Below are 15,678 nucleotides of genomic sequence, written 5' to 3'. Positions count from 1 at the left end.
GGGGCGCCGTTTCTCAGCGATAGCCGGGTCCGCGCGGACCTAGCGCCTTTCTCAGCGCCTCCACAAAGCATTTTATTTTGGTCGTTCGTCGGCGTCCGGCCGGCACCAGCACATGCATCGGCCGCGAAGGGCCGGAAAATCCCGATAAAACCTGCACCAGCCTCCCCTGCTCAACTTCAACTCTCAGCACCTCTTCAGGCCCGAGGGTGATGCCGTGCCCGGCGAGAGCGGCGTTCATCAGCGCTTTCCAGTCGTTCGAGCGGAAGCGCCCGGCGGGTTTCACTTCTACCGTGGTTCCCTCCCTGGTGAACTGCCAGCGGCAGGCGTTCATGGCCGACCAGTGGCCGTAGACCAGGCAGGAGTGCTGCTGCAGATCGGCCGGCGTCTGCGGCTCGCCGTGGCGCAAAATATAGTCAGGAGAGGCGCAGGCAATTAGCCGGTAAGGGAGCAGCGGCCAGGCGACCATCGTGCTGTCGGCCAGATCGCCGATGCGAATAATGACCTCGAACTCCTCTTCTATCGGGTCGACGATACGATCGCTGAGCGTCAGCTCAACCTGAACATCGGGGTAGCGGGCGAGATAGTCGGTGATAAACGTCGATAGCGCATGCGAGCCGAAGGTGACCGGCGCATTGACTCTGATGATGCCTGAGGGGGTCGCTTTCATCTCCAGCGCCAGCGCGTCCGCCTCGGCGACTTCGTCCAGCACGACGCGGCAGCGTTCATAATAGCTGCGGCCGATATCGGTAAGCGTTTGCCGTCGCGTCGTCCGCGCGATGAGTGAGGTGCCGAGATGCGCCTCCAGCGCGGCCACGTGGCGGGCAACCATCTGCGGCGAAAGCTGCAGCTGCTCGGCGACGGCGGCAAATGAGCCGGTTTCCGCCGCCTTGACGAAAACCTTCATGCTGGTGAGCTGGTCCATGATTCACTCATTTTAGTTGTTTATCATGCAACCATCTTACGATTTATCTTCTGTGATGAGGGAATTAAATTTATTCACTCAACGAGGCAATTTGTCAGGAGTGAAAGATGAAGATCGGAATAATAGGTGCCGGGTTTGTGGGGCGATCTATCGCGAAACTTGCCCTGCAGGCCGGGCATGAAGTCATGCTCAGCAACTCGCGGGGGCCGCAGACGCTGTTCAGCCTGCGGCCGATGATCGGCTGTCAGGTTGGCAGCGCAGACGAAGCCGCCGAATTTGGCGAGGTGGTGGTGATTGCCGTCCCTCTCAGCGCCGTAAACGCGCTGCCGGTCGCCGGTATTAAAAATAAACAGGTCGTGGATGCGGTCAATTACTACCCTGACCGGGACGGCGAAATCGCCGAGCTCGATAGCGGGCAAACCACCACCAGTGAATTACTGGCGCGTATCCTGCCCGCCGCCAGAATAACCAAAGCTTTTAATGCCATTCCGATGACGCAACTGGAAAGCGATGGCTTACCCGCAGGGGCGGAAAATCGCCGGGCGCTGCCGCTGGCGGGCGATGACGCAGAGGGGAAAGCCATCGCCGCCGCGCTGTACGAAGCCTTTGGTTTTGATGCCGTTGACGCCGGGCCGCTGTCCGAGGGGTGGCGCTTTGAACGCGGCACACCCGCCTATTGCGTACGCATGACCCGCCAGGAGCTTGTCTCAACGCTTGCCCGAACGCCGCGCGGCTAAGCTATGCTCCACCTCCGCTAACGCTTTCTCGTTAGCGGATAACCTCTTACGCTCTCCCGCAACCTCATCGTACATTCGGTTACCTGCCGATACCAAACACTCACTGAACTCCCGCAACGACCAGCATATAGTTGTTTCAACAGCCCCGCAGTGGGGTTAACTGAAGAAACATTTTCGAGGATATCAGAATGAAAAAAGTATTAGCTCTGGTCGTTGCCGCTGCTATGGGTCTGTCTTCTGCTGCTTTCGCCGCTGACGCGGTAAGCACCACTCAGGCTCCGGCTGCTGCAACTCACAGCACCACTGCCAGGACCACTCATCACAAAAAACATCACAAAGCCGCCGCTAAACCGGCCGCAGAGCAGAAAGCTCAGGCTGTGAAAAAACACAAAAAAGCTGAAGCTAAACCGGCTGCCGCTCAGAAAGCCCAGGCCGCTAAGAAACACCACAAAGCTGCAGCTAAACCAGCCGCTGCCCAGAAAGCTCAGGCCGCTAAAAAACACCACAAAGCAGCCGCTAAACCGGTAGCGCAGAAAGCTCAGGCTGCTAAAAAACATCACAAAACCACCAAACACCATGCTGCGGCTAAACCTGCTGCACAGCCGGCTGCATAATTAATCCGGTTAGTCTGGTTTCGTAGTAAATCGGCGCTGCTTCAGCGCCGATTTTTTTAGGAGAGCACTATGCTGCAACGCTATCGTTTTGAGCTCATTCTGATCCTGTTGATAATCTGCGCACTCTTCACCCTTCGCCTTATATTTAAATAACATTCACGCCTGCTAAAACCATAAAAAGGCCGCAGCGGCGATCTTGGGAACATCAATACTATAAACGGCCCGCGCAGATGCTTTTAATTAAGTGCGACGCGTCACGTCTAATACCCCAGGCGCAACTTCAATGACTACGAACTGGCCGTATGAAGTACCGGTAGAGGTATCCGGCTTCGCCTGAACGCCCCGCTATTCAATGGACTCCCCTCCGGGCAAGGTAAAGCCCCCCTGACGACCGGTCGATAAAGCCTGCCGGGCGGAACGGGACAACAAATATCCTTTATCATCAGTAAAATATAGGCAATATGAGTAAAACTTCCGCAATCGCGTGCGATCTGCAAGAAAAGTGACGTTTGCCTCTTGCCACAACCTCTCCCGATCGCTAATATGCGTCCCCGTTGTCACCACAACATTGCGTTCATAGCTCAGTTGGTTAGAGCACCACCTTGACATGGTGGGGGTCGTTGGTTCGAGTCCAATTGAACGCACCATAAAGCGTTTATAGCTCAGTTGGTTAGAGCACCACCTTGACATGGTGGGGGTCGTTGGTTCGAGTCCAATTAAACGCACCAAATGCGTCCGTAGCTCAGTTGGTTAGAGCACCACCTTGACATGGTGGGGGTCGGTGGTTCGAGTCCACTCGGACGCACCAGATTTTCTTAATCTGGTGCATTTTCCTCGAAAGAAGCGCTTCCTGCAGCCGTTCAGCCTTACGCAACGCCCCCTTATTCCACGGCATTTAAACTCATTTAATCCCCTACGCCTGCTGCCAACCTGATATCCCAGAGCCCCGGATTCTTGATCGGACCTGTCGGCAGCACGGACCGCAAGCGCTTTCAGCGCCAGCAATCCGCCCGGCAAACGCTACGGACAAGTCGTGAAGCTTCCCTCTGCCGTTTTAGCTGGCGGCAAAAAAAAGCCGGAATAGCAAAATATTCCGGCCCGCGATGGATGACGCCTTAGAAATGCGTATTCACGCTCACATAGAACGTCCGCCCCGACTCGTTGTAGGTTTCCGCGCCGGCACCATACAGATAAGCCCCGGTTGTCGAGTTCCCCGTCGTCTGCGCATTACCGGCGCGATAGTGGCGAATATCAAAAAGGTTATCCACGCCGCTGGTCAGGCTGAGGTTTTTATTCACGTCCCAGGTCGCGCTCAGCCCAACGATGCTGTATGGACTGACTTCGTTTAGCTCGCTTGCGGACACCGCCTCACCTTTATAGTTAAAGCGCTTCGGCTTCTGGCGGCCATACCAGGTGAAGGTGCTCTGTAAAGAGAGATCGTCACGCACCTGCCAGCTCACGGTCGAGTTCAGCGTGAACTGCGGGATCACCGACAGGCGATCGCCGGTGGTCTTGTTCTTGCTCTGCAGCATCCACGTCAGGTTATTGCTCCAGCTGACCGTTTCGCTCACCGGCAGACTTAGCGAGCCTTCCAGCCCTTCTACCAGCGCCTTCGGCACGTTTTCCCATTGATAAATATTGGTCGTGCCGTTGCTGGCCGTGCCTACCGCCGAGTAGCCGGATTCAATCTTATTGCGGTAGTCGTTGCGGAACCAGGTCAGCCCCGCCTGATAACCCTCGTGCTTATACTCAAGGCCGATCTCTTTGTTGACGCTGGTTTCTGCCTTCAGATCGCTATTACCCATCAGGTAACAGGCGGAACTGCTGGCGTAGCAGCCCTGGCCGTTACTGTACAGAATATAGTTCGGGTTGAGCTGGTAGAGATTCGGCGCTTTATAGGCGCGGGCAATCCCCAGCTTCAGCGTCCAGTCATCGGAGAGCCCCTGGGAGAGGTTCAGCGATGGGCTCCAGTTATTGCCGACAATACTATGGTGGTCAAAGCGCAGGGCTGGCGTCAGCATGGTGCTATCCGTCAGCGCGATATTGTCTTCGGTAAACAGCGAGAAAATTTCGGCGCTGGAGTACGGACTGCGCCCGGTAGCCGAGATGCCGTCGATGGAGCCATAGGAGAGAGACTGGGTGGTCGACACGCCATCCTTCATCCGCTGTTGGTTCCACTCGGTGCCCAGCGTCAGATTCTGCTCAACCCCGAGGGTAAACGGAATATTCACTTCACTGTGCAACAGCACGTCCGACAGGTCGATATCCGAGAATTCGCTGCTGGAGAAGATGCCCTCCGTTCCGCCCGCCAGCCCTTCGTTCATCCGGGAGTTGCGGGTATGTTCATACTGGGCGTAGCTGTTGCTGGTCACCCCGTTATCCCAGCCGCCGGTCCAGGTCACGCCATAAGTCTGGCGATAGAGGCGGTTGGTCTCCTTGCCGTACATACTTTTTACCAGCGTGCTGGTGTTGGTGTTCTGGGTGTCGCCGGCGTACAGGTTGCCCTGACGGCTGTAGCCGGTTTCGAACTCCAGCGCCTGCATCGGCGCAAACTCCCAGCGCAGCTTGCCGTGGATATCTTTATTCACAACGCCTTCGCGCCCTGCAGGATAGGATCCCGCATAGGTACCGGTTCGTGCCGCTTCATGGCCGGAGTTAATATCCTGGGCATCGGCCTGCGTCTTGCTCAGATTGCCCCATAGATTAAAGCTGACCTCATCCGACAGCGGACCGTTCAGGCTGAAGTTCGTGCGCTTCGTCGAACCCTCTTTACGGTGCTGAGGGGCGTTCATATAGGTATTCCAGGAACCATGCCACTCGCTGCTGGTCGGTTTAGTGACGATGTTCACCACGCCCCCCATTGCGCCATTGCCGTAGCGGGCCGCCGCCGGGCCGCGAATAACGTCGATATGATCGATCATTTCCGCCGGTACCCAGCTGGTGTCACCGCGCGTGTCGCGGTCACCGCGCCAGCCGTAGCGCACGGAGTTACGGCTGGTCACCGGTTTACCGTCCACCAGAATCAGCGTGTTCTCAGGCCCCATCCCGCGAATATCGACCTGGCGGTTATTGCCGCGCTGACCGCTGGTGGAGTTGCCCGTCAGGTTGACGCCGGGCTGGGTGCGAATCAGTTCGGAGACGTCGCGTGCGGGTGGATGTTTGCGGATTTCATCGGCAGTGATGGTGGAAACGCCGGGGGCCTGGAGAGTCTGCGCGGCGGCGGTAACGACCATCGTTTCGTCGTGATTCTCCGATGCGGTTACCGCAGCGGATCTCTTCGTTTCGTCTGGAGTGCTGTCGTCAGCGGCCTGCGCCGGCAACCCCACTCCCCAGATAGCCATATGAATCAGCACGGCCAGCGAGTAGTGTGAATAATGTTTCATGGAATATGCCCTGTTTTCTTTTATTGCCGTCGGGGCACGCCTTCTTCATTCGTCAGATAAACACCGGCAGCGACTTCCAGGCACAGAACATCTTCTCTGGTTTGGGCGTAAGCAAAGCCCCCCGAGGTCATATCGGGATATTAATTAACCATTTGCACCGAAAAAATTCCGCCCTGGAAAAATGAAGAAATAAACGCGCCACGCTATTCTTTGATAGCGTATTCCGATCGGCAGCCAATCGGATTATTGTGCCGTTCTACGTTATTAGAAATGAGATTTATTATCAAGCCGATAATTAAGCGGCAGAATGCTATATTTAAATATCACAACAAAATCAATTAGATACATGATTAATATTTAAATTTTAAACGTATTAAAATAAATGAATTACATCTACATCAAATAAGCACAATTTAATCATAATATCCCCACAATTGTTAAAATCGACACGCCTTTATTATTGCCAGAAAAATGCCGCGCCGGTTATTATTCACGCCCGTTCACTCGATGATATGCAGTGCCTGGTACCGGCTTACCGGGCAAGATGATTTTAAGCCCTCTTTAATGACATGGCGCTCCCCGCAGCTTCAGCCAACCATTCGCCATCAGCAACAGGCACTTTACCGCTGCCCCGCCATCCCTCGTTTATACTTCGGGTAGTGCCCTTAGGGACACCTTCAGCGGCAGCCCGCTAATGGATGGCTGCGCCTAAAACAACGAGCCCATATCAATGAAGAAAATTGCGATTATCGGCGCCGGACCGACGGGGATTTATACTTTTCACGCGCTTTTACAGAGCGCGGTACCGCTTGCCGTCTCCATCTATGAACAGGCCGATCGGGCCGGCGTCGGGATGCCCTATAGCAAGGAAGACACCGCGCGGATGATGCTGGCGAACATTGCCAGCATCGAAATCCCCCCCATTTTCTCGACCTATATCGAGTGGCTGCAGGGGCTGAGCGCTGAGCATCTGGCGCGCTACGGGGTGCGTAAAGAATCCCTGCATGTCCGCCAGTTCCTGCCGCGCCTGCTGCTGGGCGAATATTTCCATGACCAGTTTCAGCAGCTGGTTGCCGCAGCCCGCCAGCGCGGGTTTGCGGTCGCGATCCACGAATCCTGCCAGGTAGAGGATCTGCAGGTCACCCCCGCAGGCGTGATGCTTTCCGCCCAGGGTGTGGCAGAACCCGCGCGTTTTGACCTTGCGGTCATCGCCACCGGCCACGTCTGGCCTGATGACGATACCACGCCGCGCGCCCACTTCCCGAGCCCGTGGTCAGGACTAATGAGCGCGCGTATCGCGCCCTGTCGGGTCGGAGTCATGGGAACGTCGCTCAGCGGTATCGATGCCGTCATGGCGGTGGCCGCGCAGCACGGGGAGTTTGTGGAGGCCGAGAACCAGTCGCTTAGCTTCAGACTGGATCGCGGCAGCGAGGAGCTGAAGATGGTGATGATGTCCCGCTCCGGGATCCTACCTGAAGCAGATTTCTACTGCCCCATCCCCTATGAGCCTTTAGCCATCGCCAGCGACGAAGCTATTCAACAGCAAATCGCCGCCGGACCCGAGGGGCTGCTCGACCGGGTCTTTGCGCTGATGGCGCAGGAAATTGACGCCGCCGACCCGCGGTGGAGCCGGGAGATAGCCCTTCACGCGCTCAACGCCGACAGCTTCCACGATGCCTGGTTCGCCGCGCGCAGGAAATGTGACCCTTTCCGCTGGGCTGAGGAGAATCTCATTGAGGTGGAACGCAACAAGCGTGACAGGCGCACCGTAGCCTGGCGCTACGCGATCCTCAGACTGCACGAAGCGGTCCAGGCCATCGTTCCCCACCTCGACTCCCGGGACAGCAAGCGGTTTAGCGCCGGCCTGGCCCGGGTATTTATCGATAATTACGCGGCGATCCCTTCACAATCCATTCGCCGGCTGCTGGCGCTGCGCGAGGCAGGCGCGATCGACATTCTCCCCCTTGGCCCCGATTACGCCATCGCCATTGAGGATAACCTGACGGAAATTACCGTTGGACAATCCACGTACGCCTTCGATGCATTTATCGATGCCCGCGGGCAAAAGCCGCTTAAGACTAAAGACCTGCCTTTCCCGACGCTGCGCGGGCAGATCCTCGCCGCCGGAGACGCTATCCCCGAAGTCGGTGAAGACTACACTCTGCTGCAGCCGGACATCGTTCGCGGGCGTATTGCGTTTGGCGCACTGCCCTATCTGATGCACGACCGCCCGTTCGTTCAGGGGCTTACGGTGTGCGCGGAGATCGGTGCGGCGATGGCCAAAGCCGCGTCGCAGCCGGCAGCGCGTCCGCGGCGGTGGCTGCCGTTTATCGAGCGCTAGCCGACATTGACGCGTTTCACCAGCGGGCAGGCGGCGCCTGCCCTTAGCGCCGCTCGGGGGCCGGATGCCAGGGATCTCTTTTCCGATCCTCGCTATCATCCCTTTTACGCGGTATTTCCCCCCGCTCACGGGGATCGTCTTTTGCCGGATGCTGGCCGGCTTTATCAGGGTCATTCATGGTAGACAGGGACATATTATTTATCCTCCGTTGCGGGCGGCGGTAATATAAAATGATCCGCAATGGCAAATCATCGCCGTCGAGCGTTAACAGTAAGTGATATAAGGCCGGTGTCAAACCGTCGCGCCGTATTCTCGGCGGTTCAGGACGAAAAGATACCGCGAGAAATAAATTTAAACATCTCACTCCATCCTGCGTAACCCGCTGCCGGATAACAAACAGAGCAGGGCTGAACTCTATTTTCAGCGGTAAAATACGGGAGTTTGTAAAGAACATAAAATTAATACCATGCGGGTTTTTCGGTTAATTTCTCGGGCGCGCGCTGCGCGCAGGGAAATTACCCCCATCGCGCCCAGCAATAAATTTCCGCCCCTGCCGCCGGAACAATCCTAAAAATAACCGCAGTCCGCTCCGACCACATATATAAAACCTGGTGGATTATCAGATAATTACGTAAAACATCCTCCAGAGGATAGCATAATAATTTTTGCAACCCGGGTTAATTGACTCGTTAAATATCTTTAGCTGGCCGTCACAGAGCCTATGCTTAATATTTAGCTGGAGGAACTTCATATGAGCGACAACGCCAGACACAGCGCAAACTATCCCCGTCCCCCCTTTGCTGACCAGCCGCAAACGCCCCCCGGCCTGGCATCAGAAATGCTGCCCGTTGCGGATCATGGCGAGGAAAGCTACGTCGGTTCAGCCAGGCTTGCCGGCAAGAGGGCGCTGATTACCGGCGGCGACTCGGGTATCGGCCGCGCGGTGGCCATTGCGTTTGCTCGTGAAGGAGCGGACGTGGCGATAAACTATCTGCCGGAGGAAGAAGCCGACGCCGAAGAGGTCATCGCTCTGATTGAGGCCGCCGGGCGCAAGGCGGCGGCTATTCCCGGCGATATTCGCAGCGAATCCTTTTGCGAAGCGCTGGTTGAAAAGGCCGCCAGAGAGCTGGGCGGTCTGGATATTGTGGTCAATAATGCCGGACGTCAGCAGTACTGCGAGTCGCTGGCGGAACTCACGACGGCGGATTTTGACGCCACCTTCAAAACCAACGTCTACGCGCCGTTCTGGATAACCAAAGCCGCGCTGCGCCATCTCAAAGAGCATAGCGCTATCATCAACACCTCCTCGGTTCAGGCCTTTAAGCCCAGCCCGATACTGTTTGATTACGCCCAGACCAAAGCCAGCCTCGTGGCCTTCACCAAATCATTAGCCAGGCAGCTGGGTCCAAAAGGGATCCGCGTCAACGCCGTTGCGCCCGGTCCTTACTGGACGGTTCTGCAATCCAGCGGCGGCCAGCCTGAGGAGAAGGTCCGCCAGTTTGGCGCGGATACTCCGCTCGGTCGCCCGGGACAGCCGGTCGAAATCGCCCCGCTGTACGTGACGCTGGCCTCTGACGCCTGCTCGTTCACCTCCGGCCAGGTCTGGTGCTCGGACGGCGGCGACGGCGTGCTGTAAGGCGCCCGGCGCATAGCCTGGCTTCCGATAGCGTTGTCAGCGCCCGGCGTTGACAACGCTACAAATATGCAATATTAAATTAACACATTCACTCATCCCCGCCGGACCCTTGGTTATGTAATGTCCTGAAATAAGCCCGATGACAATCGTATTAATTTTTCAGCTAACGGCAGCTAGCCCGTGGCTGGAAGGGTAATTTTTCGCTTATTACGGACATGACAATGATTCGAATCCTTCTCCGGACCGTGGCGGACAAGCCGTGGCTGCGTCTGCTCGCTCTCGCGTTTCTTATCTCCTCGATAGGCAACGGCATCACCTGGATCGTCGTTTTTAGTGAACTGATCCGCCTGTCGGCCCCCGTCGCGTCGCTGGCTCTCGCCTACGTTCTTTCCACCGTCCCCGGACTCCTCGGCAGCATCGCGGGGGAACGCTTTTGCCAGCACCTGAGCCCCTTTACGATCCTGATACTCGGCGAGGGGCTCGGACTTATCGGCCTGGCGGCACCGTTTTACGCCGTGGCGATGGATTCCATCCCGCTGCTTCTCATCGCTCAGGCAATCGGGGCGTTCACCACCGGCATGACCTTCCCGGCGCTGAGTAAAATATTCAAAACCGGCCTTGCCGAAGATGAACTCCCGGTCGCCACTACCCTCGAAAGCATTATTTTTGCCGGTAACGTGCTCTGCGGCATTGGCCTGGGGTTAGCCCTGCTCGGATATATGAGCGCGGCTTATCTGCTGGTTATCGATCTGCTGAGCTTCGCCGCCGCCGTCCTCATACTCGGACGGGCGAAAACGCACTTCAGCGCGCATTTTGTCAATCACATCCGCAGCGTATCCCCGCTGCGCTGGCAGACCCTGACCCATTCCCAGCGCCGCGCGATGCTGCTGCTGCCTCTGCTGGCCGCTGCGGGCGCGCCGGCAATGGCGCTGCTCCCGGGGCTCGCTCCCAGGGGGCTTTCAGGATCGCCGGAACAAACGATCGCCCTGGCGCTGCTTTTTACCCGCAGTCTCGGCCAGCTGATTGGGCCATTGCTGCTCAATCCCGCGCGTTTTGAAAAAAACAGCAGCAGCAACGGGCTGTCGATCGGCTGCCTGGCGATTTTTCTGCTGTGCTACGGGCTGCTCCCCTTCTCACCGTCGCCCTACCTGGCGCTGGCGCTGGTCTTTGTGGCGCACGTTTTCTCCAATGTCGTGTTTTCTCTCGCCGTCTATACGCTGCTCAGAAGCTTCGATCAACAGCAGGTTCCGACCGCGATCGCCAGAAGCTACCGATTGCAGATGGCGATCTCGGCTTTGGTGTCGATCGGCGCGGGATGCAGGGCTTCCATGCCCTGTTGAAGAATTACTCGAAGAAAACTTCAGGGTTTTCAGAGAGCGAGACGAAGGATTTGGTGTTTTTATCCAGGGCGCCAATCGCGCCGCTTTCGATATCATATACCCAGCCGTGCAGGCGCAGCGCGCCGTCGCGCAGGCCGACGGCTACCGACGGGTGCGTTTTGATATTGTTAAGCTGGGCGATAACGTTCTCGCGCACCATCGCATTCACTTTATCGATTTCGCTATTCCAGGTTTTGCTGTCAACCACCGCTCTGGCCGCATCGGCGTAGTGCAGCCAGTGGGAAACCGCCGGCATGGAGTCCAGACACTGACAGGTTGCAACCGCCGTCATCGCGCCGCAGTTCGAATGGCCGCAAATCACGATATCGGTCACCCCGAGGGCAACAACCGCATACTCAATGGTAGCTGAGACCCCACCCGGCTCCGGCCCGAAGGAAGGAACGATATTACCCGCATTACGAATAACAAAGAGCTGTCCAGGTTCCTGCTGGGTCACCAGTTCTGGTACCAGACGGCTGTCGGAGCAGGAGATGAAAAGCGCTTTGGGATTCTGGCTGGAAGCCAGGCTGCGGAAAAGCTCTTTACGCTGGGGAAAGATCTCTTTTTGGAAGTTGAGGAAACCCTCAATGATATGTTGCATAGCAGTGTCTCTTTTCTCTGTTTTAATTACGGTATGACAAAGATCACAGTATGTAGTGTATCACCGACGGGTCGAATGGGAATTATTTTGATAAACGGCGATTTAGCGAGCACCCGGCCAATGCCCCGGCGGGCGCTTGCCTGACGGATAGCTACATAAAGAACTTCACCGCCTGTTGGAAGGTGCTCCCTATTCCCCACAGCAGCGGCACCCCTACCGCAAACCAGCTCAAGGCCATCAGCGCCCGCGACGGCCGCGGCTCCCAGCTGAGCTGCGCGTTTTCATTCACCGTATACAGCCCCTTCGCCTGCTGCTGTTCCTGGGCGGACATGGCATATTTTTGCGGTATCGGGCGGATCAGCTGATTGCAGATCAGGCCGATAACCAGCAGCCCGGTGAGGACCATCAGCGTAATATCGTACACCCGCTGTGGAGCAAGCCCTTGGGCCAGCTGATATTCGCGTAAATAATTCACTAAAACCGGGCCGCTAATACCGGCGGCGGACCATGCCGTCAGCAGACGCCCGTGAATCGCCCCCACCATCTGCGCGCCGAAGATATCGGCCAGATAGGCGGGGATAGTGGCAAAGCCGCCGCCGTACATCGAAATGATAACGCACAGGGCGCAGACGAAAATGGCGACGTAGCCGCCGTGGTTGATCAGCGGCAGGGAGCCGTACAGCACGGCGCCGAGAAGAAAAATCATGGCAAAGGTCATTTTCCGGCCGCAAAGATCCGAAACCGAAGCCCAGAAGAAGCGGCCGATGATATTAAACAGGCTCAGCAGCCCGGTAAAGCCTGCCGCCATAGTCGCGATGCGCCGCAGCTGGTCGGCGTTAAGCTCGTGCCATTGCAGACTCGTCGCCAGCAGCTTGCCGGCAAAAATCTCCTGCAGCATGGGTGAGGCCATCCCTAAAATACCGATCCCCGCCGTCACGTTCAGCCACAGCACCAGCCACAGCAGCCAGAACTGCGGCGTGCGCCAGGCTACGCTGACGTGTACCTGAATGGTGGAATGCCCGCTCATCACTTTTAGCGCCTTCTCCCCGGCAGGATGCCAGCCCATCGGCGGCAGACGATAGCCGAAGGTACCGCAGAGCATAAACAGGGCATAGATGGCTGACAGCGCCAGAATGCTCTGCCAGACGCCGTTACCCGCCGCGTCGGCGAAAAAATTCATCAACGCGTTTGCCAGAGGTGCCCCCACCAGCGCGCCGCCGCCAAAGCCCATTATCGCCATGCCGGCGGCCATTCCGCGCTTATCGGGGAACCAGCGCAGCAGGGTCGAGACCGGTGAAATATAGCCCAGCCCAAGGCCGATTCCGCCAATAACCCCTGCCCCCAGCCACAATAGCCAGAGCTGATGAAAATAGATGGCGACGCTTGAGAGCAGCAGCCCGCCGCACCAGCATAGCGTTGCGATGAAGCTCACCAGCCGCGGCCCGACCTTTTCCAACCAGCTTCCCCACAGCGCCGCGGAGCAGCCGAGAAAGACAAAAAACAGCGTATAGGTCCAGCCTAGCAGCGAGATTTTCCAGTCGCATTCGCGGGTAAAAAGCTGCTGCCAGAAGGACATCGTGACCGGGCACGGCAGCGATCCGCTGCCGCCCACCAGCTGCGACATCGGCAGCCAGAAAACGGAAAAACCGTAGGCCATCCCAATACAGAGATGCACCGCCAGCGCGGCCGGCGGCACCAGCCAGCGGTTAAATCCCGGTCGGGCGATAATGCGCGGTTTTGAAAAAAAAGCGTGTCGCGAGGGTACGGATGAGGGAGCGATATTGTCATTGGTTTGCGCCATGTTCCTGTCCTTATCATGTTTGCTACCGGCCGCCGCGGCGGCCGAAGAGAACATCACAAGGCAAGAACGGTGCCATTCATCCCGTTAAGACTATGAAATGGCGACTGAAGCGAGCAAGCACGACGGCGGATCGCTTTGAACATTATGCTCAAAAAACGAACAACCCCAAATTCATCAAATAGCGGCAACGCAGCGGGCGCCCGGTAGCGATTTTGATAACCGGACTCTCAGAGTGATACGCGGGGCGCTTTCAGCCCCTGCGGCCGGCGCTTTTACAGCCCCACCAGCTCATACTTTTTAATCTTACGATACAGCGTGGCAATGCCAATACCCAGCTCATCTGCCGCCTGCTTCTTATTGCTGTGGCGGGTTAGCGCTTCGCGGATCATCTGCCTTTCCATCTCATCCAGCGCCGTGACGCTCTCCTCTTCTCCCGGCACGCTCAGCGGACCGGCGGCGGCCGGCTCACGCTCCGCCAGCCTGGCGCTGCTGATGATATTGGGCGGCAGCAGTGAGGCGTCGATAACCTCGCCTGAGGGAACCACGTTGACCAGATACTCCATCAGGTTGCTCAGCTCGCGAATATTACCCGGCCAGCGGTAGCCCTTGAGCATGGCGACGACCTCCGCAGCCACGCCGGGGTAGACCAGCTCCAGGCGCCTCGTATGCAGCTGCAGAAAGTAGTGAATCAGCAGCTCGATATCATCCTGACGTTCCCGCAGCGGCGGCAGCATCAGAGGGATAACGTTGAGCCGGTAGTAGAGATCTTCGCGGAATTTGCCGGCAACGATAAACTGTTCGAGATTCTGGTTAGTCGCCGAAATAATGCGGATATCGACGGGCACCGGATGGCTGGCGCCGACGGGCTGGATTTCTCGCGACTCAATGGCCCGCAGCAGCTTAGCCTGCAGCGTCAGCGGCATATCGCCAATCTCGTCGAGAAACAGCGTGCCGTGGTTCGCCGCCTGGATTAGCCCGGTTTTGCCGTTCGCCGAGGCGCCGGTAAAAGCGCCCTTGACGTAGCCAAAGAGCTCGCTTTCCAGCAGCTGGTCAGGAATGGCCGCGCAGTTGATGGCGATAAAAGGTTTGGCCTGACGATCGCTGAGCTTATGTATCGCTCTGGCGACCACCTCCTTCCCGGTGCCGCTTTCGCCGGCAATCATGACGCTTGAGGGGCTGGGCGCAATGCGCCTGATCAGCTTTTTCAGCTGGCGCATCGACCGGCACTCTCCCACCATCTGCTCAATCTGCGGCTCTTCCACAGAGGCGCTTAAACTTGAAGATGAGTGCGATTGATGGAAGGCCATTAAAAACAGCCACTGATCCTGAACCGCGTGCAGCTGGCCAATAATCATTTCGGTCTTGTTATCGAATGAGATCACGTGCTGCATATGGCCGCGAGTAAAATTATGCTCAAAAGTCAGCGGCCTAAAATTGATGGGTTTACCGATCATATTTCCCTGGTTCACCCCGAGAGTTTTTAACGCCGTGTGATTAGCAAACTTGACCTTCTGATCGTGACCAATAACCAGGACCCCCTGATCCATATTTTCGATCATCGTTAAAAACATTTTCTGGATATTATCGCTGCCGCCCTGATCCTCCAGCAGCCGGGAAACAAATATCGAGGAGACGTGGCGGACATAATCGGAAAACTCGCGCAGGTTGTCATTAATACGCTCCTGCTGCTCGCAGGTTAATGCCACCAGGCTAATGACTCCGACGCACCGATCCTGATAAATAACCGGCGTACCAAGAAAGGCTTTCTCTTTACAGCTATCTTTACTGGTGCACTCTTTACATAAAGGGTCAAAGCGGGAATGGGTCACCACCTTCTCTTTTTTTGTTTCAATAATGTAGCGCAAAAGTCGCGAATCTGTATTTAATTTGCGCCCCAGCGATTTGGCATACACGCCGGTCCCGGCAACCCGGCATAGCGTGTTATCGACAATTTCAACTTCGAGCTGAAGCACGCTGGATAGCATCCTGGCAAAACGCTGAATGGTCGGCTGAATCTGCATCAAAACGGAAAATGTGTTCGAGGTCATCATAATAAACCTTTTAATATCACTAACCAGCTGAGATATCTGGCAATGTGACTGCTCTTATTCTTCGGTCATGATACTAACCCAGCCGCCAACAATATTTGACTGAGGCAGGTTTCTTTTTCATTCCTTGACGAAAATATGTAAGAAGTATCACATTTTCATATCAATATGAGAATAGACGCGCCGCCTTTATCACTTTGGTGGGTTTTAACGTCG

11 protein-coding genes and 3 tRNA genes are annotated in these 15,678 nt (G+C 56.6%); 8 read left to right on the top strand and 6 right to left on the bottom strand.

Features of this window, described 5'->3' with window-relative positions:
* Positions 1-13: 13 nt before the first annotated feature.
* Positions 14-922 (bottom strand): LysR family transcriptional regulator, encoded by a 909-nt coding sequence (locus NWP14_RS03145; RefSeq protein WP_331850370.1) that lies wholly within the window; start codon positions 920-922, stop codon positions 14-16.
* A 107-nt stretch (positions 923-1,029) separates the two neighbouring features.
* On the opposite strand from NWP14_RS03145, the gene NWP14_RS03140 reads away from it, so the two are divergent.
* From NWP14_RS03140 to NWP14_RS03120, 5 genes are all read left to right on the top strand, one after another.
* The gene (locus NWP14_RS03140; protein ID WP_095103029.1) at positions 1,030-1,659 is read left to right on the top strand and encodes an NADPH-dependent F420 reductase; all 630 of its coding nucleotides are present in this window, start codon (positions 1,030-1,032) and stop codon (positions 1,657-1,659) included.
* Positions 1,660-1,847: 188 nt separating this feature from the next.
* Positions 1,848-2,273 (top strand): acid resistance repetitive basic protein Asr, encoded by a 426-nt coding sequence (gene asr / locus NWP14_RS03135; protein WP_375214759.1) that lies wholly within the window; start codon positions 1,848-1,850, stop codon positions 2,271-2,273.
* A gap of 570 nt (positions 2,274-2,843) precedes the next feature.
* A tRNA-Val gene (locus NWP14_RS03130) sits at positions 2,844-2,920 on the top strand.
* 4 nt (positions 2,921-2,924) lie between these two features.
* Positions 2,925-3,001 (top strand) — tRNA-Val (locus NWP14_RS03125).
* 3 nt (positions 3,002-3,004) lie between these two features.
* Positions 3,005-3,081: transfer RNA gene (locus NWP14_RS03120), tRNA-Val, on the top strand.
* Between the two features lie 307 nt (positions 3,082-3,388).
* Here NWP14_RS03120 and NWP14_RS03115 read toward each other — a convergent pair.
* A complete protein-coding gene (locus NWP14_RS03115; RefSeq protein ID WP_375214758.1) occupies positions 3,389-5,656 on the bottom strand; it encodes a TonB-dependent siderophore receptor in 2,268 nt (755 codons plus the stop codon).
* A 730-nt stretch (positions 5,657-6,386) separates the two neighbouring features.
* Between NWP14_RS03115 and NWP14_RS03110 the strand changes: the two genes are divergently transcribed.
* On the top strand, positions 6,387-7,997 hold the full coding sequence (locus NWP14_RS03110; RefSeq protein WP_375214757.1) for an FAD-NAD(P)-binding protein: 1,611 nt from the start codon (positions 6,387-6,389) through the stop codon (positions 7,995-7,997).
* Between the two features lie 43 nt (positions 7,998-8,040).
* Here the strand turns inward: NWP14_RS03110 and NWP14_RS03105 are convergent, their stop codons facing one another.
* A complete protein-coding gene (locus tag NWP14_RS03105) occupies positions 8,041-8,190 on the bottom strand; it encodes a hypothetical protein (protein WP_331850402.1) in 150 nt (49 codons plus the stop codon).
* A 558-nt stretch (positions 8,191-8,748) separates the two neighbouring features.
* Between NWP14_RS03105 and NWP14_RS03100 the strand changes: the two genes are divergently transcribed.
* Both NWP14_RS03100 and NWP14_RS03095 read left to right on the top strand, forming a co-directional pair.
* A complete protein-coding gene (locus NWP14_RS03100; protein WP_095103020.1) occupies positions 8,749-9,633 on the top strand; it encodes an SDR family oxidoreductase in 885 nt (294 codons plus the stop codon).
* Between the two features lie 221 nt (positions 9,634-9,854).
* Positions 9,855-10,973 (top strand): hypothetical protein, encoded by a 1,119-nt coding sequence (locus NWP14_RS03095; protein WP_375214756.1) that lies wholly within the window; start codon positions 9,855-9,857, stop codon positions 10,971-10,973.
* A gap of 4 nt (positions 10,974-10,977) precedes the next feature.
* Here NWP14_RS03095 and NWP14_RS03090 read toward each other — a convergent pair whose 3' ends face one another.
* The 3 genes from NWP14_RS03090 to NWP14_RS03080 form a co-directional block, all read right to left on the bottom strand.
* On the bottom strand, positions 10,978-11,613 hold the full coding sequence (locus NWP14_RS03090) for a carbonic anhydrase (protein WP_095103016.1): 636 nt from the start codon (positions 11,611-11,613) through the stop codon (positions 10,978-10,980).
* A gap of 151 nt (positions 11,614-11,764) precedes the next feature.
* Positions 11,765-13,414, bottom strand: coding sequence for an OFA family MFS transporter (locus NWP14_RS03085; protein WP_375214755.1), 1,650 nt, complete (start codon positions 13,412-13,414; stop codon positions 11,765-11,767).
* 272 nt (positions 13,415-13,686) lie between these two features.
* On the bottom strand, positions 13,687-15,465 hold the full coding sequence (locus NWP14_RS03080; protein WP_346431378.1) for a sigma-54-dependent Fis family transcriptional regulator: 1,779 nt from the start codon (positions 15,463-15,465) through the stop codon (positions 13,687-13,689).
* Positions 15,466-15,678: the final 213 nt, after the last annotated feature.

Source organism: Klebsiella sp. C349492 (assembly GCF_042055345.1).
Classification (GTDB): domain Bacteria; phylum Pseudomonadota; class Gammaproteobacteria; order Enterobacterales; family Enterobacteriaceae; genus Klebsiella; species Klebsiella scottii.
The sequence above is the reverse complement of the archived record's forward strand: the minus strand, read 5'-3'. Positions and strand labels throughout refer to the sequence as shown.